Annotated in this window: 23 protein-coding genes; 8 read left to right on the top strand and 15 right to left on the bottom strand. The window is 32.0% G+C overall.

The genetic code is table 11. From position 1 onward, the window contains the following. Positions 1–5 precede the first annotated feature (5 nt). Genes D1816_RS05940 through D1816_RS05930 form a run of 3 tightly spaced genes read right to left on the bottom strand, consistent with a single transcriptional unit; the run spans position 6 to position 2,210 of the window. Positions 6–1,097 (bottom strand): hypothetical protein, encoded by a 1,092-nt coding sequence (locus D1816_RS05940; RefSeq protein ID WP_066309191.1) that lies wholly within the window; start codon positions 1,095–1,097, stop codon positions 6–8. Next, positions 1,078–1,638 carry a hypothetical protein gene (locus D1816_RS05935; RefSeq protein ID WP_118501557.1) on the bottom strand — a complete coding sequence of 187 codons (561 nt, stop codon included), beginning with the start codon at positions 1,636–1,638 and terminating at the stop codon, positions 1,078–1,080. Before D1816_RS05935 ends, D1816_RS05940 begins: the two co-directional genes overlap by 20 nt. Next, on the bottom strand, positions 1,635–2,210 hold the full coding sequence (locus D1816_RS05930) for an RNA polymerase sigma factor (protein ID WP_233565248.1): 576 nt from the start codon (positions 2,208–2,210) through the stop codon (positions 1,635–1,637). Before D1816_RS05930 ends, D1816_RS05935 begins: the two co-directional genes overlap by 4 nt. A 202-nt stretch (positions 2,211–2,412) precedes the next feature. Between D1816_RS05930 and lon the strand changes: the two genes are divergently transcribed. Continuing rightward, positions 2,413–4,863 carry an endopeptidase La gene (gene lon, locus D1816_RS05925; protein WP_118501555.1) on the top strand — a complete coding sequence of 817 codons (2,451 nt, stop codon included), beginning with the start codon at positions 2,413–2,415 and terminating at the stop codon, positions 4,861–4,863. A gap of 46 nt (positions 4,864–4,909) precedes the next feature. Here the strand turns inward: lon and D1816_RS05920 are convergent, their stop codons facing one another. Then, positions 4,910–5,950: a rod shape-determining protein gene (locus D1816_RS05920; protein ID WP_118501553.1), complete on the bottom strand. Its 1,041-nt coding sequence runs from the start codon at positions 5,948–5,950 to the stop codon at positions 4,910–4,912. 327 nt (positions 5,951–6,277) lie between these two features. Between D1816_RS05920 and cmk the strand changes: the two genes are divergently transcribed. Then, the gene (gene cmk, locus D1816_RS05915) at positions 6,278–6,976 is read left to right on the top strand and encodes a (d)CMP kinase (protein ID WP_066309198.1); all 699 of its coding nucleotides are present in this window, start codon (positions 6,278–6,280) and stop codon (positions 6,974–6,976) included. A gap of 149 nt (positions 6,977–7,125) precedes the next feature. Here cmk and D1816_RS05910 read toward each other — a convergent pair whose 3' ends face one another. Both D1816_RS05910 and D1816_RS05905 read right to left on the bottom strand, forming a co-directional pair. Continuing rightward, entirely contained in the window at positions 7,126–10,446 is a 3,321-nt protein-coding gene (locus D1816_RS05910; protein WP_118501551.1) for a reprolysin-like metallopeptidase, read from the bottom strand. Positions 10,447–10,708: 262 nt separating this feature from the next. After that, on the bottom strand, positions 10,709–11,086 hold the full coding sequence (locus D1816_RS05905; protein WP_066309206.1) for a LysM peptidoglycan-binding domain-containing protein: 378 nt from the start codon (positions 11,084–11,086) through the stop codon (positions 10,709–10,711). Positions 11,087–11,235: 149 nt separating this feature from the next. Between D1816_RS05905 and D1816_RS05900 the strand changes: the two genes are divergently transcribed. Genes D1816_RS05900 through D1816_RS05890 form a run of 3 tightly spaced genes read left to right on the top strand, consistent with a single transcriptional unit; the run spans position 11,236 to position 13,506 of the window. Beyond that, positions 11,236–12,021, top strand: a complete 786-nt coding sequence (locus D1816_RS05900) for a tRNA pseudouridine(38-40) synthase TruA (RefSeq protein ID WP_118501549.1) — start codon at positions 11,236–11,238, stop codon at positions 12,019–12,021. Positions 12,022–12,025: 4 nt separating this feature from the next. Next, entirely contained in the window at positions 12,026–12,667 is a 642-nt protein-coding gene (locus D1816_RS05895; protein ID WP_118501547.1) for an MOSC domain-containing protein, read from the top strand. Positions 12,668–12,708: 41 nt separating this feature from the next. Beyond that, positions 12,709–13,506 carry an aldose 1-epimerase gene (locus D1816_RS05890; protein WP_118501545.1) on the top strand — a complete coding sequence of 266 codons (798 nt, stop codon included), beginning with the start codon at positions 12,709–12,711 and terminating at the stop codon, positions 13,504–13,506. Between the two features lie 25 nt (positions 13,507–13,531). Here D1816_RS05890 and D1816_RS05885 read toward each other — a convergent pair whose 3' ends face one another. The 5 genes from D1816_RS05885 to epsC all read right to left on the bottom strand — a co-directional run bounded on the left by D1816_RS05885 (position 13,532) and on the right by epsC (position 19,353). Continuing rightward, positions 13,532–14,572, bottom strand: coding sequence for a 2-dehydropantoate 2-reductase (locus D1816_RS05885; RefSeq protein ID WP_118501543.1), 1,041 nt, complete (start codon positions 14,570–14,572; stop codon positions 13,532–13,534). A 15-nt stretch (positions 14,573–14,587) separates the two neighbouring features. Next, the gene (gene recQ, locus D1816_RS05880; protein WP_118501541.1) at positions 14,588–16,699 is read right to left on the bottom strand and encodes a DNA helicase RecQ; all 2,112 of its coding nucleotides are present in this window, start codon (positions 16,697–16,699) and stop codon (positions 14,588–14,590) included. A 111-nt stretch (positions 16,700–16,810) separates the two neighbouring features. Continuing rightward, entirely contained in the window at positions 16,811–17,497 is a 687-nt protein-coding gene (gene aqpZ / locus D1816_RS05875; RefSeq protein ID WP_066309229.1) for an aquaporin Z, read from the bottom strand. A gap of 180 nt (positions 17,498–17,677) precedes the next feature. Continuing rightward, a complete protein-coding gene (cysM, locus tag D1816_RS05870) occupies positions 17,678–18,562 on the bottom strand; it encodes a cysteine synthase CysM (protein WP_118501539.1) in 885 nt (294 codons plus the stop codon). Beyond that, positions 18,562–19,353, bottom strand: a complete 792-nt coding sequence (epsC, locus tag D1816_RS05865; RefSeq protein WP_066309236.1) for a serine O-acetyltransferase EpsC — start codon at positions 19,351–19,353, stop codon at positions 18,562–18,564. The genes cysM and epsC overlap by 1 nt, the downstream gene beginning before the upstream one ends. Positions 19,354–19,542: 189 nt before the next feature. On the opposite strand from epsC, the gene D1816_RS05860 reads away from it, so the two are divergent. From D1816_RS05860 to D1816_RS05850, 3 genes are all read left to right on the top strand, one after another. Continuing rightward, positions 19,543–20,223, top strand: a complete 681-nt coding sequence (locus D1816_RS05860) for a DUF2461 domain-containing protein (RefSeq protein ID WP_118501537.1) — start codon at positions 19,543–19,545, stop codon at positions 20,221–20,223. Between the two features lie 91 nt (positions 20,224–20,314). Then, positions 20,315–21,304 (top strand): type I glyceraldehyde-3-phosphate dehydrogenase, encoded by a 990-nt coding sequence (locus tag D1816_RS05855; protein WP_118501535.1) that lies wholly within the window; start codon positions 20,315–20,317, stop codon positions 21,302–21,304. A 4-nt stretch (positions 21,305–21,308) separates the two neighbouring features. After that, positions 21,309–21,671, top strand: coding sequence for a hypothetical protein (locus D1816_RS05850; RefSeq protein WP_147405050.1), 363 nt, complete (start codon positions 21,309–21,311; stop codon positions 21,669–21,671). 56 nt (positions 21,672–21,727) lie between these two features. On the opposite strand, the gene D1816_RS05845 is transcribed toward D1816_RS05850, so the two are convergent. From D1816_RS05845 to D1816_RS05830, 4 genes are all read right to left on the bottom strand, one after another. Beyond that, positions 21,728–22,480, bottom strand: coding sequence for an SDR family NAD(P)-dependent oxidoreductase (locus D1816_RS05845; protein WP_066309247.1), 753 nt, complete (start codon positions 22,478–22,480; stop codon positions 21,728–21,730). Between the two features lie 589 nt (positions 22,481–23,069). After that, entirely contained in the window at positions 23,070–23,819 is a 750-nt protein-coding gene (locus tag D1816_RS05840; RefSeq protein ID WP_066309251.1) for an SDR family NAD(P)-dependent oxidoreductase, read from the bottom strand. A gap of 60 nt (positions 23,820–23,879) precedes the next feature. Continuing rightward, positions 23,880–24,461 carry a TetR/AcrR family transcriptional regulator gene (locus D1816_RS05835; RefSeq protein ID WP_066309252.1) on the bottom strand — a complete coding sequence of 194 codons (582 nt, stop codon included), beginning with the start codon at positions 24,459–24,461 and terminating at the stop codon, positions 23,880–23,882. A gap of 80 nt (positions 24,462–24,541) precedes the next feature. Next, positions 24,542–25,069, bottom strand: coding sequence for a GNAT family N-acetyltransferase (locus tag D1816_RS05830; RefSeq protein ID WP_118501533.1), 528 nt, complete (start codon positions 25,067–25,069; stop codon positions 24,542–24,544). Positions 25,070–25,142 lie beyond the last annotated feature (73 nt).

The following is a 25,142-nucleotide window of genomic DNA, read 5'->3' as shown; positions in this document are numbered from 1 at the left end:
TTTAATTATTTTTTTCTAAGTTTAATTCCGCCGTAGCTCGATGTTATAGTTACGATATTGCCACTATTTTGTGTTCCTGTATATCCTTGATAGTCTTTTTTAGAGTCTTTTACATATTTTTTTTGCACAGTTAAACCTTCGTCAACTTTAATACCGCCATACGAAGCTTTAATAATAAAATCAAAATTACATCCATCTTCATAACCTACATCTACACTAGTGTAGTCTGTTTTTACAGTTACATTCTTTATGGATTGTTTTAAGGAGTTAATATTGATGGAACCATAGTCAGAACTAATATTAAGTTCTCTAGATACATTTCCTATTTTGGTGCTAACATAATCAGAAATCCCAACAATTTTGGATGTGTTTTCTACTCTTAAGCCACCATAGTCACAATTATAATTTAGATCTTTTACAGCTTTAAATTTTGATTGTGTGTAGTCGGCATTAAGAATTATTTTATCACTTTTTTCAATCTCAAAATCAGAATAGTCAGCATTTATTTTTCCTGATTTCATGTACTTTATAGAACTGTTATTGGTGTAATCTATATTGATGTAATTATCATCACCTAACAATTCACCTAATATAATTTGACCATAGTCACAATTTATTTTTGCATTTCCTTTGATTTTATTTAGTGTAATATTGCCATAGTCATTATTAAGATCGACAGCATTACTAACAGGCATTTTGATAGTGTAGTTGATTTTCATATTCAAATTATTGTTCCAACCACTAGACCATTTATCCCACCAGGATGAGTTGTCTTTATTAAAAGTTGTTTTGGCACTTACCATTTGCGCAGAAGAATCGAATTGAACATCAATAGATTCAAGTTTTTTGATAACTTTTTCTTCATTATTACCACTTACTTTAATCACGATTTCCATTACAATACGATTTTCATCCCATGATGTAATATCAAGGTTTCCATAATCATTACTTATTTTTAATAGTGCATCACTATTAACTGAAAATTCTTTTTTCAAAGTTTTTTCTTTATTGTACTTTCCTTTTAATCTTCCATCATTAGCTAGTACCAGAGTTGGAACGAGCATTAACAATATGATTTTATAGTATAAAGTTTTCATTTCTTGATGATTTAAATTCGTTAATGTTGTTAATTTTTTGAAGTACTTGTTCTAATAAATTAGCACGTTTCTGAAAATTTTTAATCATAGCACTGATTACGCGTTTATCATTTCCGCTATGTACTAAATCTTCTTTTAATGCTTCATAATCAGATTCAAGTTTTTCTAGTTGCTGCATAGCATCTACCACTAGTTTTTTAGTCTTTTTAGAAGAAATTTTATCGATTTCTTCTAATTGAACTTGAATTGCGGCAGTAAAAAAACTTTGAGTTTCTTCCATTTGTGGAGAAACACTAGCTAAATCAGCTTTTTCTTCAGGAGAAAATTTTAAAGACATTGTCATTATTCCTATCAATAGTGCTACAGATGCGGCTATTGATAAGGGTTTATACCAATTTCGTTTTTTTGGATGTAACTGTACAACCTTATTTTGTTGTTTCAGTTTTTCTAAAAATCGATCTCTGTGATCAACCGAAGGTTCGTGTATATCTAATTGATCCTTCATAACTTCAAATAACTTTTCTACTTTATCCTTTTTCATACAAATTGCAATTTTTGTCGTAAACTTTCCTTTGCGCGCGACACTAGCGTACGACAATTAGAATATGATATATTCATAATCTGGCAGATTTCTTCATAATCATAACCCTCTATAAGATACAATGACAGTGCTGTGCTATAACTATCTTTAAGCTCATTTAATGTGCTTACTATTGTATTTGCTTTTATAGAGGTTAATTCTTCCTCTATTACACCTACACTATTATCCTCAGTAAGTGTATATTCGATTGTTTCTAATGTTACCTCTCTATTCGTACTTTTTTTACGAGATACCGTAAGGCTAGAGTTCACAACAATTTTCTTTAACCATGCACCAAACATTTTGTCATCTTCAAGCATAGAGAGCTTAGTAAATGCTGTCAGGAATGCCTCTTGCATAACATCTTCTGCTTCTGCAGTGTTCTTAATAATTCTAAAAGCTGTATTATACATAGCTTTATAGTATCTATTATATGTTTCGAGCTGGGCATTCTGATCCTGTTTGCGACATTTAGCAATTAGCTCTTCGGTATTTAGTTTGGTTAGTGACAAAAAAAATAATTTACTTTTCATAAAGATATGTATAGATCACTTTTGTTACAGTTTTTTAATTTTTTTTTTGAAGTTTATGGCATAACAATTGAAATAGACATAGAAAATAAGCCTTAAAAACCGTATTTTTTTCTAGGTTTTATAAGGTTTTGTGGTACTTTAGATTAATTTTAAAAAAAGATGTCATTTTGTAGTAATGACAAAATGACTTTGATATATACTTATGACCAAAACTAAGTTTACGACATTAGACAATTTGTCATTTCAAGGAATAGATGAGGATGCAGAATTAATTCCTTTATTAACGCCAGAAGATGAAGAAGAAATTGATAAAGAACAATTACCAGAAATATTACCAATATTACCTTTGCGTAATACTGTATTATTTCCTGGTGTTGTAATTCCTATTACTGCGGGTAGAGATAAATCTATAAAGCTTCTGAATGATGCAAATAATGGAAATAAGACTATTGGTGTTGTTTCTCAGAAAGAAGAAGGAGTAGAGAACCCTGTGCTTAATGATATTAATAGGGTTGGTGTTGTGGCCAGAATCTTAAGAGTACTTAAGATGCCTGATGGTAATACAACAGTGATACTACAAGGAAAAAAGAGGTTTAAAATAGATGATGTTGTAGAAGAAAATCCTTATATAAAAGCTAAGGTTATAGATGTACCAGAAGCTAGACCTGCAAAAGAGAATAAAGAGTTTAGTGCAATTATCGATTCAATAAAAGATCTTGCCCTAGAAATTATAAAAGAAAGTCCTACTATACCTTCTGAAGCTTCATTTGCTATTAAAAATATAGAGAGTAATTCTTTTCTAATCAATTTTGTTTCATCAAATTTAAATCTACCTGTTGAAGAAAAACAAAAACTTTTAGAAATAAACGATCTTAAAGAAAGAGCATTGGCCACTTTGCGCCATATGAATGAAGAGTTCCAGAAATTAGAACTTAAAAATGATATTCAAAATAAGGTTCAGCATGATATGAGCCAACAGCAACGCGAATACTTTTTACATCAACAAATGAAAACTATCCAAGAAGAACTTGGAGGTGTTTCTCATGAAGATGAGTTGGAAGAGATGCGTATGCGAAGTAAGGATAAAAAATGGGACGAGAAAGTTAAAAAACATTTTGATAAAGAGCTTTCTAAAATGCAACGAATGAATCCCCAAGTTGCAGAATACTCTATACAACGTAATTATTTAGATCTATTTCTTGACTTACCTTGGAATGAATTTAGTACAGATAAATTTGATTTAAAACAAGCTATGAAGGTCTTAGATAGAGATCACTATGGCTTAGACGAAGTTAAAAAACGTATTATCGAATATTTGGCAGTCTTGAAACTTCGTAATGATATGAAGTCACCAATATTGTGTTTGTATGGACCTCCGGGAGTTGGTAAAACCTCACTAGGGAAATCAATTGCAGAGGCTTTAGGTAGAGAATATGTTAGAATCTCTTTAGGGGGGTTACGTGATGAGTCGGAAATAAGAGGACATAGAAAGACGTACATAGGGGCGATGCCTGGTAGAATCATACAAAGCCTTAAAAAAGCAGGGACAAGTAATCCAGTATTCGTTCTTGATGAGATAGATAAACTATCTATCGGAAATCAAGGTGATCCTTCTTCAGCTTTATTAGAAGTTTTAGATCCTGAACAAAACTCTGAATTTCATGATAATTTTCTGGAAATGGGATTTGATCTTTCAAAAGTTATGTTTATTGCTACTTCTAATAGTTTAGCAAGTATACAGCCTGCACTTAGAGATCGTATGGAAATTATTAATGTTACAGGGTATACTATCGAGGAAAAGGTTGAAATTGCAAAACAACATTTATTACCTAAACAACTCGAAGAGCATGGTTTAAATAAATCACATATTAAGATAGGAAAATCACAACTAGAAAAAATTGTAGAGGGATATACAAGAGAATCTGGAGTTCGTGGTTTAGAGAAACAAATCGCAAAAATGGTTCGTTATGCTGCGAAGAATATAGCGATGGAAGAGGAGTATAATGTAAAGATTAGCAATGACGATATAATCGAAGTTCTAGGTGGCCCAAAATTAGAACGAGATAAATATGAGAATAATGAAGTAGCTGGAGTAGTTACTGGTCTGGCCTGGACAAGTGTAGGTGGAGATATTTTGTTTATAGAGTCAATACTTTCTAAGGGAAAAGGTAACCTTACGATTACTGGTAACTTAGGTAAAGTAATGAAAGAATCTGCTACAATTGCCATGGAATATATTAAGGCAAATGCAGATCAATTAGGTGTTGATTCTGATATTTTTGATAAATATAACGTGCATATACATGTACCCGAAGGAGCTACACCAAAAGATGGTCCAAGTGCAGGGATAACAATGCTTACATCTTTAGTGTCTTTATTTACGCAGCGTAAAGTGAAGAAAAGTATTGCAATGACAGGAGAGATAACTCTTAGAGGTAAAGTATTACCAGTAGGAGGGATTAAAGAAAAAATCCTTGCTGCAAAAAGAGCACATATTAAAGAAATTTTATTGTGTGCAGATAATGAACGAGATATAAAAGAAATTAAACAAGAATATTTAAAAGGATTGACGTTTCATTATGTAAAAGATATGAGCGACGTTCTAAAATTAGCATTAACCACTACCAAAGTTAAGAATGCTAAAAAGTTATAAGAATAAAAAAAGCGATACAATTTGTATCGCTTTTTTTATCTAGTTACTAATATCGCTTCTTTGTAACTAGAACATTAACATATCTATGAAGATTTTTAAGTACAATATCACTACCCTTTACTACAGTTTCTAAAGGATCTTCACCAAGGTGCACTGGCAATTCTGTAGCTTGAGATAGACGTCGATCAAGCCCTCTTAATAATGATCCTCCACCAGTAAGGTAAATACCAGTATTGTAAATATCCGCAGAAATTTCAGGAGGTATTTCAGATAAAGTTTCCAGTAAAGCATTTTCGATGTGTGTAATTGACTTGTCTAAACTTTTTTCTATTTCTGTATAAGATATTTTTATCTGATTAGGTTTCCCTGTTAAAAGATCTCGACCTTCAACCTTCATCTTTTCTGGAGGTGATTCTAAAGAGTTTACAGCAGAACCAACTTGAATTTTAATTTTTTCTGCCATTGATTCTCCAATATGTAAGTTGTGATACTCTCGTATATATTGAATAATATCTTCATTAAATGTGTTTCCTGCTATTTTTACGGACTGTCCACTAATAATTTTTCCTAATGAAATTACAGCAATTTCTGTAGTTCCACCACCAATATCCACAATCATATTTCCTTTAGGTTCAAGAACATTTATACCACCCCCAATTGCCGCAGCAATAGGTTCATGTATCAGAAAAACTTTTTTGGCGTTAAGTCTTTTAGCAGATTCTTGAACAGCCCTCATTTCAACTTCAGTACTACCGCAAGGAATTGAAATAATCATATTGTAGGATGATGTGAATACCGAAACATTAAAAGAAGATAATCTTTTAATAAATGTTTTTAACATTTTATCTGTCGCATCTAAATTAGAAATTACGCCATCTTTAAATGGGTAAATAGTTTTTATATTTTTATTGATTTTTCCTCGCATCATACCTGCTTCTTTACCAACTGCAAGGATTTTTCCTGTGATTTGATGAATAGTTATGATTGAAGGATTATCAATAGCAATTTTTCCTCTATGCGTGATGAGTGTATTTGAAGTACCCAGATCTATTGCAATTTTTTCATTTAAAAAATCAAAAAAGCCCATAGTGTATTGGATTAGGGTTAATTATGTGTGATTTAGGTAAAAAAAGTAAACAATGGTTTAAAGGTAGAATAACTTCGATAAAGTGTAATTATTGTACACTTTATAGTTTTGTACTAGTATTAAGTTGTATTTTGATATTATTTTTCTGTATAGATTATATTAAATTATCAACGATACCCTATGATTATAGATAAGGTGAAAAAAGTATAAAACGAGAATTAATTAATTTTGAATTCATAAAACTTTTTTAAAAGAGACAATATTTTGTAAATACTTTGGACTACTTTTGAACCAAGACAATACCTTGTTAATACAAAACATTTTAATTTGGGCGAGAAAAAAATAATTATTGCAATAGATGGACACTCATCAACAGGGAAAAGTACAGTAGCTAAACAGTTGGCTAAAAAATTACATTATATATATGTAGATACTGGTGCTATGTATAGAGCAATTGCTTTATACGCCATGCGAAAAGGATATATAGATGAATCTCATTTTGATCAAGAGAAATTAGAAAAGGATTTACCTGAAATTGTTATAAATTTTGAAATTAACCCGGATACTGGATTGGCAGAAGCTTTACTTAATAATGAGAACATTGAGAAAGAAATTCGAACACTTAAAGTATCTAAGCACGTTAGCAAGATTGCGGCTGTTTCTGCGGTAAGAAGAAAATTAGTAGAACAGCAAAACAATATGGGAATAGACAAGGGAATTGTTATGGACGGAAGAGATATTGGTACAGTTGTTTTTCCTAATGCAGAACTTAAATTATTTATGACAGCAACCGCTAAGGATAGAGCAGAACGAAGATATATCGAACTTAAAGAAAGAGGAGAGAATGTTACGTATGAGGATGTATTAATGAATGTTGTTAATAGAGATCATATAGATAGCACAAGAAAAGACTCCCCACTTAGAAAAGCGAGTGATGCAATAAAAATAGATAACTCCAATCTTACATTACAACAACAATTTGATCAAATATTAAAACTCGCTCAAACGGCTATAGAAAATGCATGATACTTTAGTATATGTTTTGCGAGAATTTTAAAATGAACTTTTAGTTTGAATCATTGTTTATAATATAGAAAAAAACCACCAAATCTAAATTTGGTGGTTTTTCAATTCATCAAACATCAATGATAAGATGTTTAAGTCATTATTTATTATTAGTCTTTTGCAATTTTGAATACAGAAGATTTTCCTTGAGCTTCTAGTGTAACCATATAAAGCCCTTTTTCGAAAGAACTAAAATCAATAGTTTTATTAACTACAGCTCCTTGTAAAACAGTTCTTCCTAAGATATCTCTAATAGCAAAATTAACATTGTTTTTAACTGTTGCGATCTGTAATACATTAGTAACTGGGTTTGGAAATACAGACATTGTAACTTGTTCAGTTGTCACAAAGTTTTGTACTTCAGGTCCTCTAGATGTTCCTCCGATACTAAATGTAGTAGCTTCTGTTCTTCCAAATGATCCACCTGATGCTAAAGTTGTACTTCCACTAGTAAGGGTATATGAACCATTTCCAAATGAACAGCAGATACCATCTCCATAAGTATCACTTATTGTAAATGTGTATGATCCAGCATTAAGACATTCTGTAACGTTTAGAGTTGATCCATCAGGTTGTGTACCATATGTTCCACCTGAAGCAACTACTTGATTACTACTGTTTGTAATTTCCCAGCTAGTTTCTTCTGGATAGTTATCAAAAGTAATAGATAAGTTAACATCCGTACAAGAAGGAGGGTTAACTGTTCCAGTTGTTAAACTAATATCATCTATGGTGATATCACCACTCCATGATGTACTTGTAACTCCATTAAATCGAAGTTGAACTCCAGAACCAGTATATGATGCCAAATTTACACTAGCAGATTGCCACGTATTCCCTTGATTTCCTGATTTGTTCCAAACAGAAGTCCAGGTAGCGCCATTATCTTTACTAGCTTCTAGATTTAAAGTTCCAATACTATTACCAAACATGTGGTATTTAAACGTAAATGTGGCTTGTGAAGCACTATTAAGATCAAAACATGGAGAGTTTACAATAGCTCTTTTATTAGGATAACCATTTCCATTCCCAGAAGCTTCAATATATAAATAGTATGTTCCTTGACTTGCACTAGAAGGTCCAGTTCCGTTTGACGGTGTTCCGCCAGAATCAATTGTCCAGTTGATATCATCATTAGTAGCTTGTGTCCAAGCTCCTAAAGTATTTTCAAATCCTTCATTATAAGGAAAAGATGATATTCCACCAGTACATCCACCTCCTGGAGTACCAGGTAAGGTTGTTTCGGTTGCGGTAGTACTAAATCCAGATTCATTACCGGCAGCATCTTTTGCTTTAACTCTGAAAGAGTATGAAGTACCAGCAGCTAATCCTGTTGCTTGATAAGAAGTCGTTGCAACAGTACCGACAACAGTATTTCCTTGATAAACATCGTATCCTGTTACTGCAACATTATCAGTTGATGCACTCCAAGAAAGATCAATACTATTTTGAGTTGCATTTGAAGCTGTTAATCCGGCAGGAGTAGAAGGAGCCTCTGTATCACCTGTTCCACCGCCAGTAATTTCGAAGTTAGTATTAGAGATATCAAAGAAAACATTTCCTGAACCTCTTACCATAATTCTGTTTTGTGTTCCTTGAGCATTAGGTACTGTTATACTTTGCGAACCATCGTTTGTAACTGCTGTAGCTATAGCTATAGGATATGTATTACCTCCATCTGTTGATAATAAAATATCAACATTGGCAGCGTTAACCCCATTTCCAGTAGTACCAGCCACATCCCATGTTACAGTTTGTGTAGAACCAGCAGGCCAACTAACATTAGTATTAGGTATATTAACAACAAATGGACCGGCATTAGCGGTAACATTTACTCTCATGTTATCACTATTATTACCAGCACCACCAGCTTTATTATCTCTAACTGTAAGTCTAAAATTTAAAGCCCTTGTAACATTAGGAACTGCTTCCCATTGCCATGAAGTTGCTCCTGTTTTTATAGTTTCTAATCTTGGAAAATAACGTTGAGCAGATGTTGTAGGATTAAACGATCTAAAAGCCACACCAGAAGTAGCTGTTACGCTAGGATAGGTTGTTGCTGCATTGTTTTCATCAACTTGTTCCCAACAGTATGTTAATACATCACCACTATTGGCATCAGATCCCTGACCTGTTAAAACAAAAGCAGTTCCTCTTGGCACAGTATAATCTGATCCTGCATTGGCAGTTGGAATAGCATTCCCTGTATTTGTATTCGTCTGGCAACTTGTAGACTTTACATAGTTTGTGATTTGTTGAATACTTATCGAATGAAAGTAAGGATCACTATTTTGTTGTACATCAGTAGCCCCTGTAATTCCAGCGTACCCCATAATTGTAGAACCACTACCGGGTTCCATTTGTACATTTCTTCCTTCATTACCACCGTGAGTCCAAGTGTGATTACCTCCAAATTGATGACCCAATTCATGAGCTACATAATCGATATCAAAAGGATCCCCAATAGGGTTGGCCCTAGAAGTAAATGCACTTCCTTTATCTCCGTCTCTACATACACATCCAATACATCCTGCATTACCATTGTTTCCGGCTTTTGCAAATAAATGACCTACATCATAATTTGCCTCACCGATAACGCTTGTTAAGGTTGATTGCAATTGGCTGTTAAATCCTCCGTTAGAATAAGGATCAGTATTTGCATTGGTGTAAATAACATCATCAGTATTAGCAATAACGACCATAGTAACACCGAAGTCATTTTCAAATACACCATTAACACGTGTCATTGTTGTATTTATAGCCGCAATTGCATCAGCTTTCGTACCTCCATGAAACTGGGTATACTCTCCATTAGTAGATACGGCAAGTCTAAACGTTCTTAGAGTACTATCGTCTGCATTTTTAAAGTTAGATGAAGATTTTCCTGTAAAATTAGGCGTTTTTTCATCTACCATACATTTTAAACCACCAATAGATGGTTTATCAGACCTTTTGTACACGGTATATAAGCCGTCTTTTGTTAATGGCTCGATAAAAACAGCACCATCTTCCCCAGAAAGACGCATACTACTTAGTCCCTTATGCGAAAGACTAAATCTTATCGATCCAACTCCATTCATAGCCTGACCTGCATATGATTTAATGCCAGGGTATCTAGCAGCTAATTCTGGAGCCAAAACCTGAGTTTCAACGATTCGAAACGATTCCATTTGACCGTTAACATTTGGAAATTGTAAAATGGTATTTGAAATACCACTTGATTTTCCTAGAATTTGAGAACCTTTTAAGGCTTCTTTCATTGCATCTACATTAAGACTGTAAATGTTTTTACTAGGTAAGTCTTTTTGTGTAGTTATAACAGAAAGACTTTTTGGAACTGTGGTTCTCTTTGTCCAAGGATTTGAACTGGTTTGAGAGAACCCAAAGCTTATCATGAATAAGCCCACAAATAATGATAATTGTGTTTTCATAATTGAAAAATAATTTGAGTTAGCGATTGCAAATGTAAAAATATTATCAGATATTCTGTGAATTATTTAACAATTATATTGTCTATTGTTATTAGTAATACTTTTTTATAAAAAAAATAAGAAAATAAATAGGGATAATGTAATTCAAGGGGTTTCTCTTAGGAAGTAATTATGAGATCAATAATAGAGGGGATATGTAGATATTATAAACAAAAAAAGCCGCTAGAAAAAGCGACTTTTTAATGATAGTTATAGATTGTACTTATAGATTCGGAATAATTAATTCTTGATCAGGGTGAATTACATCTGGATTTTTAAGAATATTAGTATTAGCCTCAAAAATAGCTTTATACTTCATTGGGTCTCCATAGTAATGCTTAGCTATTTTACTTAGTGATTCTCCACTTTTAACAGTATGTCTGTGAAATACAGAACTGTCTGCTACATCAATATCTGCTACAATATCAGAAGGAGATTCACCACCTATTTCCTTTATTTTATCCCAAAGCTGGTTTTTTTCATATTGTGTTCCTGCCGTACCTTTTATTTTTAAGGTTCCATTATCTTCAGATACGTCACCATTTTGAATTTTTAATTTTTCGCCTAGATCTAAAACATCTTGATATTTAGCTTTAACCATAACTAAGTTGATTTTAAATTATTAATTAGTTTTACCCAAATATAACGAATAATCATGTTTTTTTTACATATTAGTAAGATTATTAAATCATCAAATATCGATGAAATACATAATTTATCTATATTCGGACAGATTTTAAAGATTTTTACATGTTTAGAAAAAGGTTCTATTACCTTATTGAATTACAATATTTAGGGTTTAGGTATCACGGATGGCAAAAACAGCCTACAGTAAATACATTACAAAGAATGGTAGAGCGAACAGTTGCTTATGTCTTAGAACATAAAGACTTTAAAGTCCTTGCATCTGGACGAACAGATGCAAAGGTTTCTGCTAATCAAGCCTATATAGAATTGTTTGTAGATCATAACCCATTAGATTTAGAAGAGTTTTATCCCTTGTTTAACCAAAATTTACCTCAGGATATTAAAAGTTTGAGGATTGAAGAAACAGATGAACATTTTAATATTATTCAATCTCCAAAAATTAAGGAATATATTTATTTGTTTTCTTTTGGAGAGAAATTTCATCCTTTTTCTGCTCCTTTTATGTATAACATTTTAGAAGATTTAGATATCGAGATAATGCAGGAGGCGACCAAATTGTTTGAAGGTAAACATAATTTTAGATCTTATTGTCACCGTCCTTCTGCGCATACTATTTTAGAAGGAGAAATCGTACTTTGTGAAATTACAAAAAATGACGTTTATACTGCTAGTTTTTTCCCAAAAGAGAGTTATCTTTTACGTGTGAAAGGAGAAGGGTTTAAAAGAAATCAAATTAGATTAATGATGGGAGTGTTATTAGATTTAGGAAAAGGAAAAGTCAATTTAGATTTCATTAAAAAAACCCTTAACCCCGAAGCCGAAGAAATTGTCTTAGAACATATCGTTCCTGGGTCGGGATTAATTTTAAACACCATAGAATTTATATAATAGTATGAGAGTAATATCTACAAATATAGCAGAACCAAAAATCATTTCATGGAGAGGTAAAGATGTACAAACTGGAATTTATAAATTCCCTGTTGATCAATCCATATATTTAGACAAAGAAGATGTAAAAGATGATCATGTAATTGATAGGAGATATCATGGAGGAGTCGACAAAGCTTGTTACCTATATTCAGTAGAGCATTATCCGTATTGGAAAGAAAAATACCCAGATCTTGAATGGAATTATGGAATGTTTGGAGAAAATCTTACAGTTGAGGGATTTGATGAAAGTAGTATTAAAATCGGAAATATATACAAACTTGGAGGTGCTTTGGTTCAAATTTCAAGACCAAGGCAACCTTGTTATAAATTAGGTGTTCGTTTTGAGAATCAAAAAATAATCAAAGAATTTATTGATTCATTATTTTCTGGAGTATATGTTAGAGTTCTAAAATCAGGAAAGGTTTCGACTGGAGATGAGTTTATATTGGAAGAGGAAAATAAGAATGGCGTATCGATAAAAGAATTAAATACATTATTGTTTCATTATAGTAAGGAAACGGATAGTACTTTATTAAAAACAGCAGTTAATGATCCCTTAGTGGCTGAGGGTGATAAAAAGTACTTTAAAAAGCATTTGGCCTAATTTTTTTCAAATAATTTTAAACAGAATGTTATACGTCTATTATGACTAAATTATATTGCAATAACGAAAAAATTACAGTTTTAATTCAAGATGGTGAATTAGTTAGTTATAAGGCTTATAATATTGAAATTATACATCAAAAAGGAGATCCCGGATGGGGTAATTCTGAAATTGAAATGTTTCCTATTATTGGTCCTACCAAAGAAAATGATTTTACAGTGGTTACACCAAAAGGAAAGGCGAAATTAGATCAACATGGGATCTTGCGAGCCATGAAATATATTCCTGTTATATCCGAAAAAAATAAAGCTTCTTTTTGTAAAAAATATAAAGCAAATACTAAAGTTAAAAACCCTAAATACCCGAATAAATCATCTCAAGAATGGTTAGACTGGCCATATGATTTTGAATTTATAAAGACTTTTGAACTAACAGATCATTGTTTAAAGGTTTCTTTTAAAGTAAAATCAGAAGAAGGTATGCCATTTATGTTAGGTTTTCATCCCGCATTTAAAATTAATGGCTCCAATCCTGAGTTTAAAACGAAAAATAAGAATATATCATTAAAAAATATTCTTGATGCTGGTTCTTCGGCCCTTTTGGTTGAAAAAACTAAAGAGTTAAGCCTTAAAAATAATGGTGAACTTATCATTGACATAAAAACTAGCAATTTTATACATATTATGCTCTGGACAGAAGTAAAAAATATGGTTTGTATAGAGCCTATTACTTTTTATCCTTATAGCGTAAGCGCAAATGATTTACATAAAGGTTTCGATTTTATGAGTAATGATCAGAAAAATTTTGAAGTAACGATTACTCCAAGGTTAAGTTCTTAATTAAGAGTTTATAAAAAAAACTTTTTTATTGACCTTTTACAAGTTTTAATAGTGTTTTGCCGGATATTGTGGTGTTTTGATGTTTAGAGTTTTGTTGTTCTGCATTTTTAATGAGACCGATGATACAATGATTAGCAGGGCAAGGTATATTTAGTCTTTTTGCAATTGTTACAATTGCCCCGTTAAGATGATCTATCTCTGTTAATTTACCTTGTGATAAATCCCACCACATTGATGTCCTAACTGTAGGATCAATAGCTAACATTTTTTTGGCAACTCGATTAAATATAAAATTAGGTAACCTTAAAACCAAAGGTAAATAATGTGCATGTACAGCAGTTAATTTAGGAAGTCTTATTGTTAGGGCTTTTGTGACAGAAAGCAGTTCTGTCATTAATTCGGCGATTACTATGCGATAAGCCCTTTCTTCTAACATTGATTTAACAGGGATATCAGCAAGAGCGTTAATACTGTTTCCTAAGTTTAATTGAAGTTTAGCCCATAGTAAAGCAGTCATTTCTTGAGTATAGTTAACAGGCATTATAGGAGAATCTAACTTTTTTGCCAAGTCCATTATTTTTGAATGCACAGATTTATTAGTTTCTAGAAACAAGGAACCTTCTGATCCTCTATGCAAATGACCAGGTTTTGGTTCTGCTATATTAAAAGGAATCATAACTCTAAGTACATTTGTATTAGGAAAACATTGTTTAATAATATCATCAGACCCTAAACCATTTTGACAACATAATACTATCGTATTAAAGCCTATAAAAGGTCCAATTTGTTTACTTACTTCTTTAATTGCGGTACATTTTACAGTAATCCAAAGAAAATCACAATAACTTATGTCTAAAGTGCTAGATTTTAAATCTTCTGGATCAAAAAAAGTCAATCGATCGACTGTAATTTGATGCTCTAAATAGTCTGTAAGCAAGACACCATCAATTAATTTGTCTTTAATGTATGGACGACAAATTAATGTAGTTTTGATGTTTAAAGAAGTTAAAACGCTACCTATAAAACTACCAATTAACCCTGCTCCAAAAATGACATGTGATTGCATTAGTCCATTATTAATTTAATTTTCATTCTCTAAAATAGTTAAAGCAAGTTTTATGGTGTTATAATCAATTGCTCCTTCAAAATGTTCAAAATAAGGTTTTAATCCTTCAGGTGTATTTAGTTCTTGTTTGGCATTTTTGACAGAATTAATATCTGTTTTACTGATAAACTGTTTCAAATCAATATTTTCACCCTCATTATAAAGTTTCATGATGTGAGAAAATATAGTAGACGTAGTAAGCTGTCGCTTAATAGAAATTTCCTCGATAGAGAGCCCTTCTTGATATAAACTTAATGTTTCTTTATGTGTATTTCCTTTGTTAGACTTTTTCTTCTTTTTAGTTTTTGTAGAAGAGAAATTTATAATTTCTTTAATAAATTGGTATCCATAGTTCTGCATTTTTTGTCGTCCCACACCATTAATTTGGATAAATTCTTCATCACTCATTGGTCGGTGCAATTCCATCTCTTTTAATGTAGCATCACTAAAAATTTGATATGCAGGTATTCCTGCTTCTTTTGCAAGAGTTAAGCGTAATTCACGTAATTTATCAAATAAAGAGTTTGCTTTTGTTTTAGATGAAACCTCAGTAATGATCTGTTTCGCTTTTTCGAAATCTTTAAGGTGAGCAAGACTTATTTTTTCATTTTCAAATAACACTTTTTTCGAAAGTGATGTAAGTTTTATTTTGTTATTTTGATGAAATGCAATTTCAAGATATCCTTGATTTATTAATTGTATGATATACTGCTGCCAATCCTTCCAAGGGATATCATTACCGATTTTATAACTTTTTAAATGTTGATATCCTTTATCAAATACAGTCGCATTTTGCGCCCCTCTTAAAACGTCAATTACAGTGCCTATTGGTTCTTGCTCTTTAATTCTTGTTACGGTTGACAATACTTTTTGCGCTAGTATAGTACCATCAATAAATGTTGGCGGATTTTTGCATACGTCGCAATTACCACAATCATCAACGATAAGCTCTCCAAAATAACTTAATAATATTTTACGACGACAACTTAACGATTCAGCATATTGTTTCATACGATCAAGTTTTGCAAGTTGTACATCTTTATTTCCAGACATGTCTGCAAATTTTTGTAGTTGTACCACGTCTGCATAGCTATGAAACAGTAGAGTAGAAGATGGTAAGCCATCACGACCAGCTCGACCTATTTCTTGATAGTAACCTTCGATATTCTTAGGTAGATTGTAATGAATAACCCAGCGTACATTGGATTTGTCAATTCCCATACCAAAGGCAATAGTTGCGCAAACGATTTGTAGAGAGTCATTAACAAAATTTTCTTGAACAGTTGCCCTTTTTTGGTGATCAATACCTGCATGATATGCTTGTGCATTGAATCCTTGATTTTGTAATTTTTCGGCTATTGTTTCTGTTGCTTTCCTACTTAAGCAATATATAATTCCGCTTTCATTGGGCCTTTCTTCTAGAAAATTTAAAATTTGCTCAATACGTTTATTTCCTGGCCGTACTTCAAGACTTAGGTTTTTTCTATCAAAAGATGCTAGATGTTGTGTAGCATTAGGGATATTTAATTGATTGCAAATATCTTGCCTTGTAGCTTTATCAGCAGTTGCAGTTAAGGCAATTACAGGAGTTTTAGGGAATTTATTTTTAAGGTATCCTAATTGCGTATATGCTGGTCTAAAATCATGTCCCCAAGATGATATACAATGCGCTTCATCTATTGCTATTAAACTTACTACTACTTGTGATAATACTGTATCTAAAAAACTTAAACTTTCTGGTGCGACATATAGAAGCTTTAATTGTTTGTCTAGAATTTTTTGATAAATTTCTTGTTGTTCGTTTTCGTGTTGACTACTATTGATAAAAGCCGCATTAATACCATTGGCAGATAAACCATCTACTTGATCTTTCATTAAAGCGATTAATGGAGAAATTACTAAAGTAACCCCAGGAAGTAATAGAGCCGGAAGTTGATAGCATATAGACTTACCGCCTCCGGTTGGCATGATAACTAGATTGTCTTTACTTTTAAAAATAGATGATATAATTTCTTCTTGTAATGGTCTGAAACTATCATATCCAAAATACTCTTTTAACGTTGTTAGGATTTGTTGTTGATCTGGCATAGTTGCAAAGGAACAAAAATAGCACGAAAAAATAGACCTTGATTGTTGTTTTGATAAAGGCAATAACATGGTTAAAATTACTATTGCCTTTATTTATATAATAGAATTTGTTTATGCTTCTTCTGGAGATATATATTTATATATAAATCCGGCTAAAATTGCCCCGATAATTGGAGCCACCCAAAATAACCATAACTGGCCTAAAGCCCAATCTCCGGCAAAAATAGCCTGACTTGTGCTTCTTGCAGGGTTTACAGAAGTGTTTGTAACAGGAATGCTTATGAGATGAATTAATGTTAGTCCTAAACCTATTGATAAACCGGCAAAACCCTTTGGTGCTTTAGAATGCGTAGCTCCCAAAATAACAATTAAAAACATAAAAGTCATTACTATTTCGGTAACTAATGCAGATATCATCGAGTATCCATCCGGAGAGTGCTCTCCATATCCATTTGCAGCAAATCCACCTATTTCAAAACCAGATTTTCCACTTACAATAAGATATAAAATACCTGCTCCCGCAATCCCCCCTAAAACTTGAGCTATAATATATGGAATAAGCTCTTTTTTGTCAAACCGTCCACCTATCCAAAGTCCAATAGATACAGCAGGATTAAGGTGGCACCCTGAAATATGTCCTATAGCATATGCCATAGTAAGAACAGTTAAACCAAAGGCAAGAGAAACGCCAACAAATCCAATACCTAATTCAGGATATCCGGCAGCTAACACAGCACTCCCACAGCCTCCTAATACCAGCCAAAGTGTTCCAATAAATTCTGAGATTAATTTTTTCATATTATTTAGTTTTAGTGTATTATAAATATAACCATTACTAAATAGATATAGTTATCTCAGGAAAATATTGCGTTTTTACGAATAGGTTTTTGAAGTATATCTACTAGTATTAGTAGTAAAATACAAAATACATTTTGAAATTCGAAAAGTTGTAGATTGAAAGCAATTAGTATATCAAGTTTACTCAAACAAGTCAGAACTTAAATATCTATCTCCACGATCACATATAATGGCTACGAGAACACCGCTTTTAAGAGTTTCGGCAAGCTTTAGAGCTGCAGTTACTGAACCACCACTACTCATACCTGAGAAAACACCCTCTTCTATGGCAAGTCGTTTGGCCATTTTTGTAGCTTCTTCTTGACTAACTTCAATAACTTGGTCAACTTTATCGGGATTAAAAATCTTTGGTAAATACGCTGCGGGCCATTTACGAATCCCAGGAATTTTTGACTCATCTGTGGGTTGTACTCCCACAATCTGAACATTTTTTGATTGTTCTTTTAAAAAAGTCGAAGTCCCCATGATTGTTCCGGTAGTTCCCATAGACGATACGAAATGAGTAATTTCACCTTTGGTATCTCTCCAAATTTCTGGTCCTGTAGTTTTGTAATGTGCCTTCCAATTATCATCATTTGCAAACTGGTTAAGCATTATATATCCCTCATTGTTGACTTTAGCTTCGGCATAGTCACGAGCTCCTTCAATACCTATATCTGAAGAAGTAAGTGTAACTTTGGCACCATAAGCACGCATTGTTTGTACACGTTCTTTAGTAGAATTTTCTGGCATTACTAATTCTATGTCTAGTTTAAAAATACCAGCAATCATAGCCAAGGCAATACCTGTATTACCACTTGTTGCCTCAATAAGTTTAGTGTTTTTGTCTATATCTCCTCGATCTAAGGCCGATTTGATCATATTATATGCAGCACGATCTTTTACGCTTCCTCCAGGATTATGTCCTTCTAGTTTTAGGTATAATGTTACATTAGGATTTTTTATTAAAGAGGTAGCCTTGACCAAAGGCGTGTTTCCTATAAGGTCTAAAATACTATTTGACATTATACTACTTTTTTGATCTTAATTTCTGAAGTGTTGGATATGATTGAATTTTCGGGAACCGATGAGGTAATCCATGCGTTACCACCAATTGTGCTATTTTCACCAATAATTGTACTACCTCCTAAGATAGTAGCATTAGCATAAATAGTTACATTGTCTTCTACAGTTGGGTGGCGTTTTACATTTCTTAATTTTCTATCAACATACAATCCACCAAGAGTAACACCTTGATATATTTTTACATTGTTTTTAATGATCACCGTTTCACCGATTACAATACCAGTGGCATGATCAATAAAAAAAGAATCTCCAATTTCTGCTCCCGGATTTATATCAGTTCCTGTTAAACGATGAGAATATTCGGTCATTAATCTGGGAACTAAAGGTAAACCAAATTTTAAAAGCTCATGACTTAATCTATATATTGCAATAGCATAAAATCCTGGATATGCCATATAAATTTCTTCAATAGAATTAGCAGCAGGATCACTTTTCATAAATGCTTGGGCATCTAGATTTAATTTTTCTAATATAATAGGTAGTTTTTCCAAATAAGATTGCCATAATTTACTACAAGGCTTTTCTGTTTCCCAACATGCTAAATCTATAAGTTCTTCAAAAGTTTTTTCAAGAAGATCGATATTTTTGGCTACTTCTGTATCGGTATCAAATAGGGTATAAAAAAGTAGATTTGTAAAATATTCGGTTCTCTCTTTTAGTTTTAACTTTAGGTTTGGATTCTTTTTTTGTTCTTCGATCTTAGCAACAATACGATCTCGTTCTTTTGTCATTACGTTCTATTTGAAAACTCTAGTAAATATATAGAATTAAGAATACATAAGTCTTAATTACACTTAAATCCTTACATTTTTCAGATAATTATAACATCCTACTTCTAAAATTTCGATTTATGCATAATTTTTAGTTAAACTATAATCTTGCTATGAGATTTTAGTATTTTTAGGTTCAAAGTAAACCTTATGAATAATACCGTACCTAAAAAAGCATTTGAGTTTTTAAAAAAACTAAAAAAAAATAATCATAGAGATTGGATGACCGAAAATAAAAAGGAATATCAAGCCAATGAAAAAATATTGAAAGCGTTTTATGCTACTATAGCTGATAGGTTAAATGAAAAAGATGAAATAGAGAAAACAAAGGTTTTTCGAATTAATCGTGATATACGATTTAGTAAAGATAAAACACCTTATAATGTACATCGTAGTGTAAGTTTTATGCGAGCAGGTGCGCATCGTAGAGGTAGATATTATTTAAGATTAGAACCAGGGAATTCTTTAATGGCAGGAGGTTTTTTTGGTCCAGAACCTGCTGATTTACTGCGCATAAGAAAAGAATTTGAAATGGATGATCAGGAGATAAGAGCTATTTTATCACAAAAAGATTTTAAGAAAGCTTTTGGAGGTTTTAATACTGATTATCAAGTTAAAACAGCTCCTAAGGGTTTTAACAAAGAACATCATGCAATAGATTTAATTAAGAATAAATTATTTTTTGTTCAACACAATTTTACCGATGCAGAAGTTTTTGCTCCTGACTTTATCGAAAAAGTTATCTATCATTATGAATTATTAAGACCATATTTTGATTATATGAGCGATGTACTTACTACAGATTTAAATGGAGTTTCGTTACTAGATTGATGAAAACATAAAATTCTCTTTTAACAGTAATATTTACATGTTTTTTACGACTATAGTTTAATATTTTAACCACATAAATCAACATAACAAAATGAAGAGAATAGCTATTAATGGATTTGGTAGAATAGGACGTGCAGCCCTAAAAGTAATTATGGATGATCCAGAGTTACAAGTAGTAGCAATTAATGATCTCATGTCTATCGAAAATGCTCAGTATTTATTAAAATACGATAGCGTATATGGCATATATGATAAAGAGGTGAGTATTGATAATTCTTATCTGCAAATTGGAGATGAGAAGATTTTATATTGTAACCAAAGAGATCCTGAACAATTGCCATGGAAAGAAAATAAGATTGATATTGTAATTGAAAGTACAGGGTTTTTTACAAATAGAGAAGATGCGGAAAAACATATACATGCGGGAGCTACAAATGTTGTGATTTCGGGACCAACCAAAAGCAAGGATACACCTACGGTAGTGCATGGTGTAAATACTGAAGATGGTAAAACAGCAATATTTTCTTGTGCAAGTTGTACAACTAATAATATAAGTCCCGTTGTAGAAATTTTAGGAAGAACTATCGGGGTCAAAAAAGCGATTTTAAATACGATACATGCGTATACGGCTTCACAAACTCTAGTTGATTCTCCGTCTAAAAAGAACCCTAGAATGGGTAGAGCAGGAGCAGTTAATTTAACACCAACTTCTACGGGAGCTGCAATTGCAACTACAAAGGCATTACCACAATATGAAGGTAAATTTGATGGTGTGGCAATAAGAACACCTGTTCCTGTGGGATCTGTAAGTGATGTGACATTTATCGCCGAACGAAACACTACGGCAGAAGAAATTAACACAATACTTGAAAAAGAATCAAAGACTGATCGATATCTTCATGTATTGGATGTTACTTATGAACCCATTGTATCTTCAGATATTCAACAAAACCCTTATGCTTCTACTGTAGACGCATCTATGACTAGAGTAGTTGATGGTGACCTGGTAAAAATAATGATCTGGTATGATAACGAATGGGGGTTTACCAATCAAATGATAAGACAAATTAAAGAATTATAGATAGGTGCTATATCCTTATGAGTTTATTTTAGATGCATTATTCCCAATTCAATTAAGACACCATAGAATGTTTGGAGTTGATGCCTTTTATTATGAAGAGAAAATTGTTTTCGCTTTACGTGAAAAAGATAAAAACCCTCATGATAATGGAATATGGATTGCAACTAAGTTGGAACATCATGAACAACTAAAAAAACAGATTAAGGATGTTAGAATTATAAAAGATTTTGGGCCTAAAACATGGATGTTATTACCCGCAGATTCTGATCATTTTGAAGAAGGTATGATTAAAGTCTCAGAGTTAATAAAAGAACATAGTGAACTGATAGGAAACGTTCCAAAACCAAAAAAAAAGAAGTGTAAATAAAAAAAAGGATGATTTGTTTTAAAATCATCCTTTTTTATTAAAAGATCTAAATTAGTTTAGATTTGACTTAATCCTCCGTCTACTTCTAATTCTATACCATTAATGTAAGATGCATCATCCGAAGCTAGAAAAAGAGCAGACTTAGCTACTTCTTCTGATGTTCCAAAACGACCTAATGGTACTCGTTGGGCAAAACCTTTACCCATTTCTGCAGTAGTATCTTTGGGTAACCCCATCTTGTCAAAAATGGGAGTCGTGATTGGCCCTGGAGCAATAGAATTTACTCTAATACCTCTTGTTTTTACTTCAGATGTTAATACTCTTTGATAGGCACGTAATGCACCTTTTGTTGCAGAATATATTCCAAGGCCATCAAAACCTCGTTGTGTAACTACAGAATTATTAAATAAAATTGTTCCTGCATCATTTATATACGGCAAGGCTTCCTTTATTGCTAATATTGGCCCTTTTACATTAATATTAAATATCTCATCATAATGTTTTTCGGTAATTTCATGAGTTGGAGTAGGTGCTAAGACAACACCAGCATTAAGAAACAAAATATCAATGTTGCCGTATTTATTTGTTGCTTCCTTGATTAATCTCTTGTTATCCTCTGCTATAGATACATCTGCAGTAACGGTAATAAAATCACCTTCTAATTCTGTGGCTACTTCATCTAACGCTTCCTGACGTCTGCCAGAAAGCACGACCTTGGCACCCTCTTTTAAATATAGTTTGGCTGTTGCTAATCCGATTCCACTATTTGCTCCTGTGATGATGGCTACTTTGTTGTGTAATTTTTTCATTCTATTAGGTTTATTTGTAAATTTTTATTTGAAGCAATTATTTCTGGTATTACAATTAAATAGAGTTGTTTTTATAGAACTCGCATTTGAGTCTTAAAAAATAGATTTGCAATTGATTGTGTTTACTTTGGAATTATCTATCTTAAGTAAGTGTTTTTGGAATCACAAGTTGTACTTTTTATCCAAAATAGTAGTCTTAGACTTATTCTTTCTTTGTGATCTTCGGGGTATCACCAGTATAAAAGTAAGTTTCGTTTATTTTAACGAAAAAAAATAATTTGAATAAATCTTTGGATAATTCTATTTGCGAATACCACTTGTAATTATCGTTTTCGTGTCCCATAATATACTTTCAATATGTTATATGCCAAATGGGAGGGATTTGGGAATTTGATGAAAAATTCTTAAAAATTATATAAATAATAGATTTTAATGAATGTAATATACGAATAATGTGTTTTTTATACAAAAAACTATTATGGTGAGTTTTATTGTTATTGTATAAAATAGGAATAAAGTGATGATGTGAAAAATAGTAAAAGCTGATTATTCTCATAATCAGCTTTTACTATTTCTAAAGGACTTATTTTTAAATCTGACTTAGTCCACCGTCTATTTCTAATTCTACACCATTAATGTATGAAGCATCATCTGAAGCTAAAAATAGTGCTGACTTAGCTACTTCTTCTGATGTTCCAAAACGACCTAATGGTACTTGTTGCGCGAACCCTTTTCCCATTTCTTCAACTACATCTTCGGGTAATCCCATTTTACTATAAATAGGTGTTTCAATTGGCCCTGGAGCGATTGCGTTAACTCTAATTCCTCTTGATTTCACCTCTGATGTAAGCACTCTTTGGTAGGCTCTTAATGCACCTTTGGTAGCAGAATATACTCCTAATCCATCGAACCCTTTTTGGTGCACTACAGAATTGGTAAAAAGAATAGTTCCACCATCATTAATATGTGGCAAAGCTTCTTTAGTTGCCAAAATGGGCCCTTTTACGTTGGTGTTAAATAAAGTATCATAATGTTCTTCAGATATTTCATGAGTTGGAATAGGGGGAGCGATACCGGCATTTAGAAATAACACATCAATCTTACCATATTTGGCAGTAGCTTCATCTATTAATTTTTTGTTATCAGATGCTTGGGATACGTCTGCCGTAACCGTTATGAAATCACCTTCTAATTCTTTGGCAACTTCATCTAAGGCCTCTTTACGTCTACCAGAAAGTACAACTTTAGCACCTTCTTTTAGGTATAATTTGGCTGTTGCTAATCCAATTCCACTGTTAGCTCCAGTAATTACGGCAACTTTGTCTTGTAATTTTTTCATTGTTTTTTGATATTTATAGTTTTATTTGAAACAATCATTTCAAATTAAGTTAAAAAAAAATTAATAAAGTACTTTGATAATAGTTTGTGCAAGATTTTTTAAATCATCTTGATTTTTATTTAATATCCCTGTCATTCTAAAGCCTTGTATCCCAGTAAATAAATACAATGCATATTGTGCGGGAGTTTGATTTTTATTAAATATTTTCTCCATTTGACCATTGTAAACTATGTCTTCAAGTAAAGCAAGTGTTTGTTCTTGATTTTCTTCTATAAATGCTTTTATAGTAAGATCTTGATTTGTCATTTCTGATTTAGAATTTAAAATCAAACAACCTTTTTCATCGTTATCGTTTAAAATATCGTTAATGTAAATGTCAAAAATACCATTAAGTGTATCTGATGCATTATGAGAACTAACTACCTTTTTTCCTATTTGTCGCTTATAAGTGGCGTGATAATAAGAAAGAACATCCATAAAAATACCTAATTTGCTTCCAAAAGAATTATAAATACTCGATCTATTAAGAGACGTCGCATCGACCAAATCTTGCATAGAAGTACCATTGTATCCCTTTTTATGAAATACTTCAGTTGCATTATGCAATACTTGTTGTCTGTTAAATGTTTCTACTTTTGGCATTCTTTACTGAAATGAACGTTTCAAAAATAATCAAAATATGAATAGGCAATTGTTACTAAAATCATAAATTTTTAAATTTACTAAAAGGATAGTTTCATTATAATATCGACTTGTGATTCTGTGCCTAATAAAAACTCATGTTTATTAAAGGGTAAAAAACCATTATTCTTATAAAATTTAATTGCTTTTGTATTCTTATTCCATACACCTAACCAGAGATAATCGATATTTTTAGATTTACCAATTTCGATAGATTTTTGTATTAATATATTACCAATCTTTTTTCCTTGATATTCTTTTACAACATAAATTCTTTCAATTTCCAGTGTATTTTCTGTTGTTTTTTCTGTTTGTGCATTTCCCCAATTTAATTTCAAATATCCTACCACTTGGTCATTTAATTTTGCAAAGTAAAAACAAGAGTTTGGATTTTGAAGTTCAATATTAAGCTGATCTAATTCAAAGTTTTTCTGTATATAAATTTGTATATTTTTTTCTGTATTCAGGGGTGGGCCATAGGTGTCATAGAAAGTTTGTTGCCCAATATTTTGCAATTTTGGAGCATCTTGTAATGTGACTTTTGTCAATCTTATTTTTTCTAAATTCATCTATTTATAATATACTTCTTAAAAATACAATAATATTTATGTTCAAAAAAAAGAGTGACACCGATTAAGTGTC

Origin of the sequence: Aquimarina sp. AD10, from assembly GCF_003443715.1 — a bacterium.
Taxonomy (GTDB): Bacteria; Bacteroidota; Bacteroidia; order Flavobacteriales; family Flavobacteriaceae; genus Aquimarina; species Aquimarina aggregata.
The sequence above is the reverse complement of the archived record's forward strand: the minus strand, read 5'-3'. Positions and strand labels throughout refer to the sequence as shown.

Coding starts and splice junctions, on each gene's coding strand:
- D1816_RS05860 (WP_118501537.1), top strand. CDS start 19,543: ATGAATAATACCGTACCTAAAAAAGCATTTGAGTTTTTAAAAAAACTA.
- D1816_RS05895 (WP_118501547.1), top strand. CDS start 12,026: ATGAGAGTAATATCTACAAATATAGCAGAACCAAAAATCATTTCATGG.
- D1816_RS05845 (WP_066309247.1), bottom strand. CDS start 22,480: ATGAAAAAATTACACAACAAAGTAGCCATCATCACAGGAGCAAATAGT.
- recQ (WP_118501541.1), bottom strand. CDS start 16,699: ATGCCAGATCAACAACAAATCCTAACAACGTTAAAAGAGTATTTTGGA.
- lon (WP_118501555.1), top strand. CDS start 2,413: ATGACCAAAACTAAGTTTACGACATTAGACAATTTGTCATTTCAAGGA.
- D1816_RS05940 (WP_066309191.1), bottom strand. CDS start 1,097: ATGAAAACTTTATACTATAAAATCATATTGTTAATGCTCGTTCCAACT.
- D1816_RS05910 (WP_118501551.1), bottom strand. CDS start 10,446: ATGAAAACACAATTATCATTATTTGTGGGCTTATTCATGATAAGCTTT.
- D1816_RS05890 (WP_118501545.1), top strand. CDS start 12,709: ATGACTAAATTATATTGCAATAACGAAAAAATTACAGTTTTAATTCAA.
- aqpZ (WP_066309229.1), bottom strand. CDS start 17,497: ATGAAAAAATTAATCTCAGAATTTATTGGAACACTTTGGCTGGTATTA.
- cysM (WP_118501539.1), bottom strand. CDS start 18,562: ATGTCAAATAGTATTTTAGACCTTATAGGAAACACGCCTTTGGTCAAG.
- D1816_RS05840 (WP_066309251.1), bottom strand. CDS start 23,819: ATGAAAAAATTACAAGACAAAGTTGCCGTAATTACTGGAGCTAACAGT.
- D1816_RS05905 (WP_066309206.1), bottom strand. CDS start 11,086: ATGGTTAAAGCTAAATATCAAGATGTTTTAGATCTAGGCGAAAAATTA.
- D1816_RS05885 (WP_118501543.1), bottom strand. CDS start 14,572: ATGCAATCACATGTCATTTTTGGAGCAGGGTTAATTGGTAGTTTTATA.
- D1816_RS05855 (WP_118501535.1), top strand. CDS start 20,315: ATGAAGAGAATAGCTATTAATGGATTTGGTAGAATAGGACGTGCAGCC.
- D1816_RS05930 (WP_233565248.1), bottom strand. CDS start 2,210: ATGAAAAGTAAATTATTTTTTTTGTCACTAACCAAACTAAATACCGAA.
- D1816_RS05920 (WP_118501553.1), bottom strand. CDS start 5,950: ATGGGCTTTTTTGATTTTTTAAATGAAAAAATTGCAATAGATCTGGGT.
- D1816_RS05830 (WP_118501533.1), bottom strand. CDS start 25,069: ATGAATTTAGAAAAAATAAGATTGACAAAAGTCACATTACAAGATGCT.
- epsC (WP_066309236.1), bottom strand. CDS start 19,353: ATGACAAAAGAACGAGATCGTATTGTTGCTAAGATCGAAGAACAAAAA.
- D1816_RS05900 (WP_118501549.1), top strand. CDS start 11,236: ATGTTTAGAAAAAGGTTCTATTACCTTATTGAATTACAATATTTAGGG.
- D1816_RS05935 (WP_118501557.1), bottom strand. CDS start 1,638: ATGAAAAAGGATAAAGTAGAAAAGTTATTTGAAGTTATGAAGGATCAA.
- D1816_RS05835 (WP_066309252.1), bottom strand. CDS start 24,461: ATGCCAAAAGTAGAAACATTTAACAGACAACAAGTATTGCATAATGCA.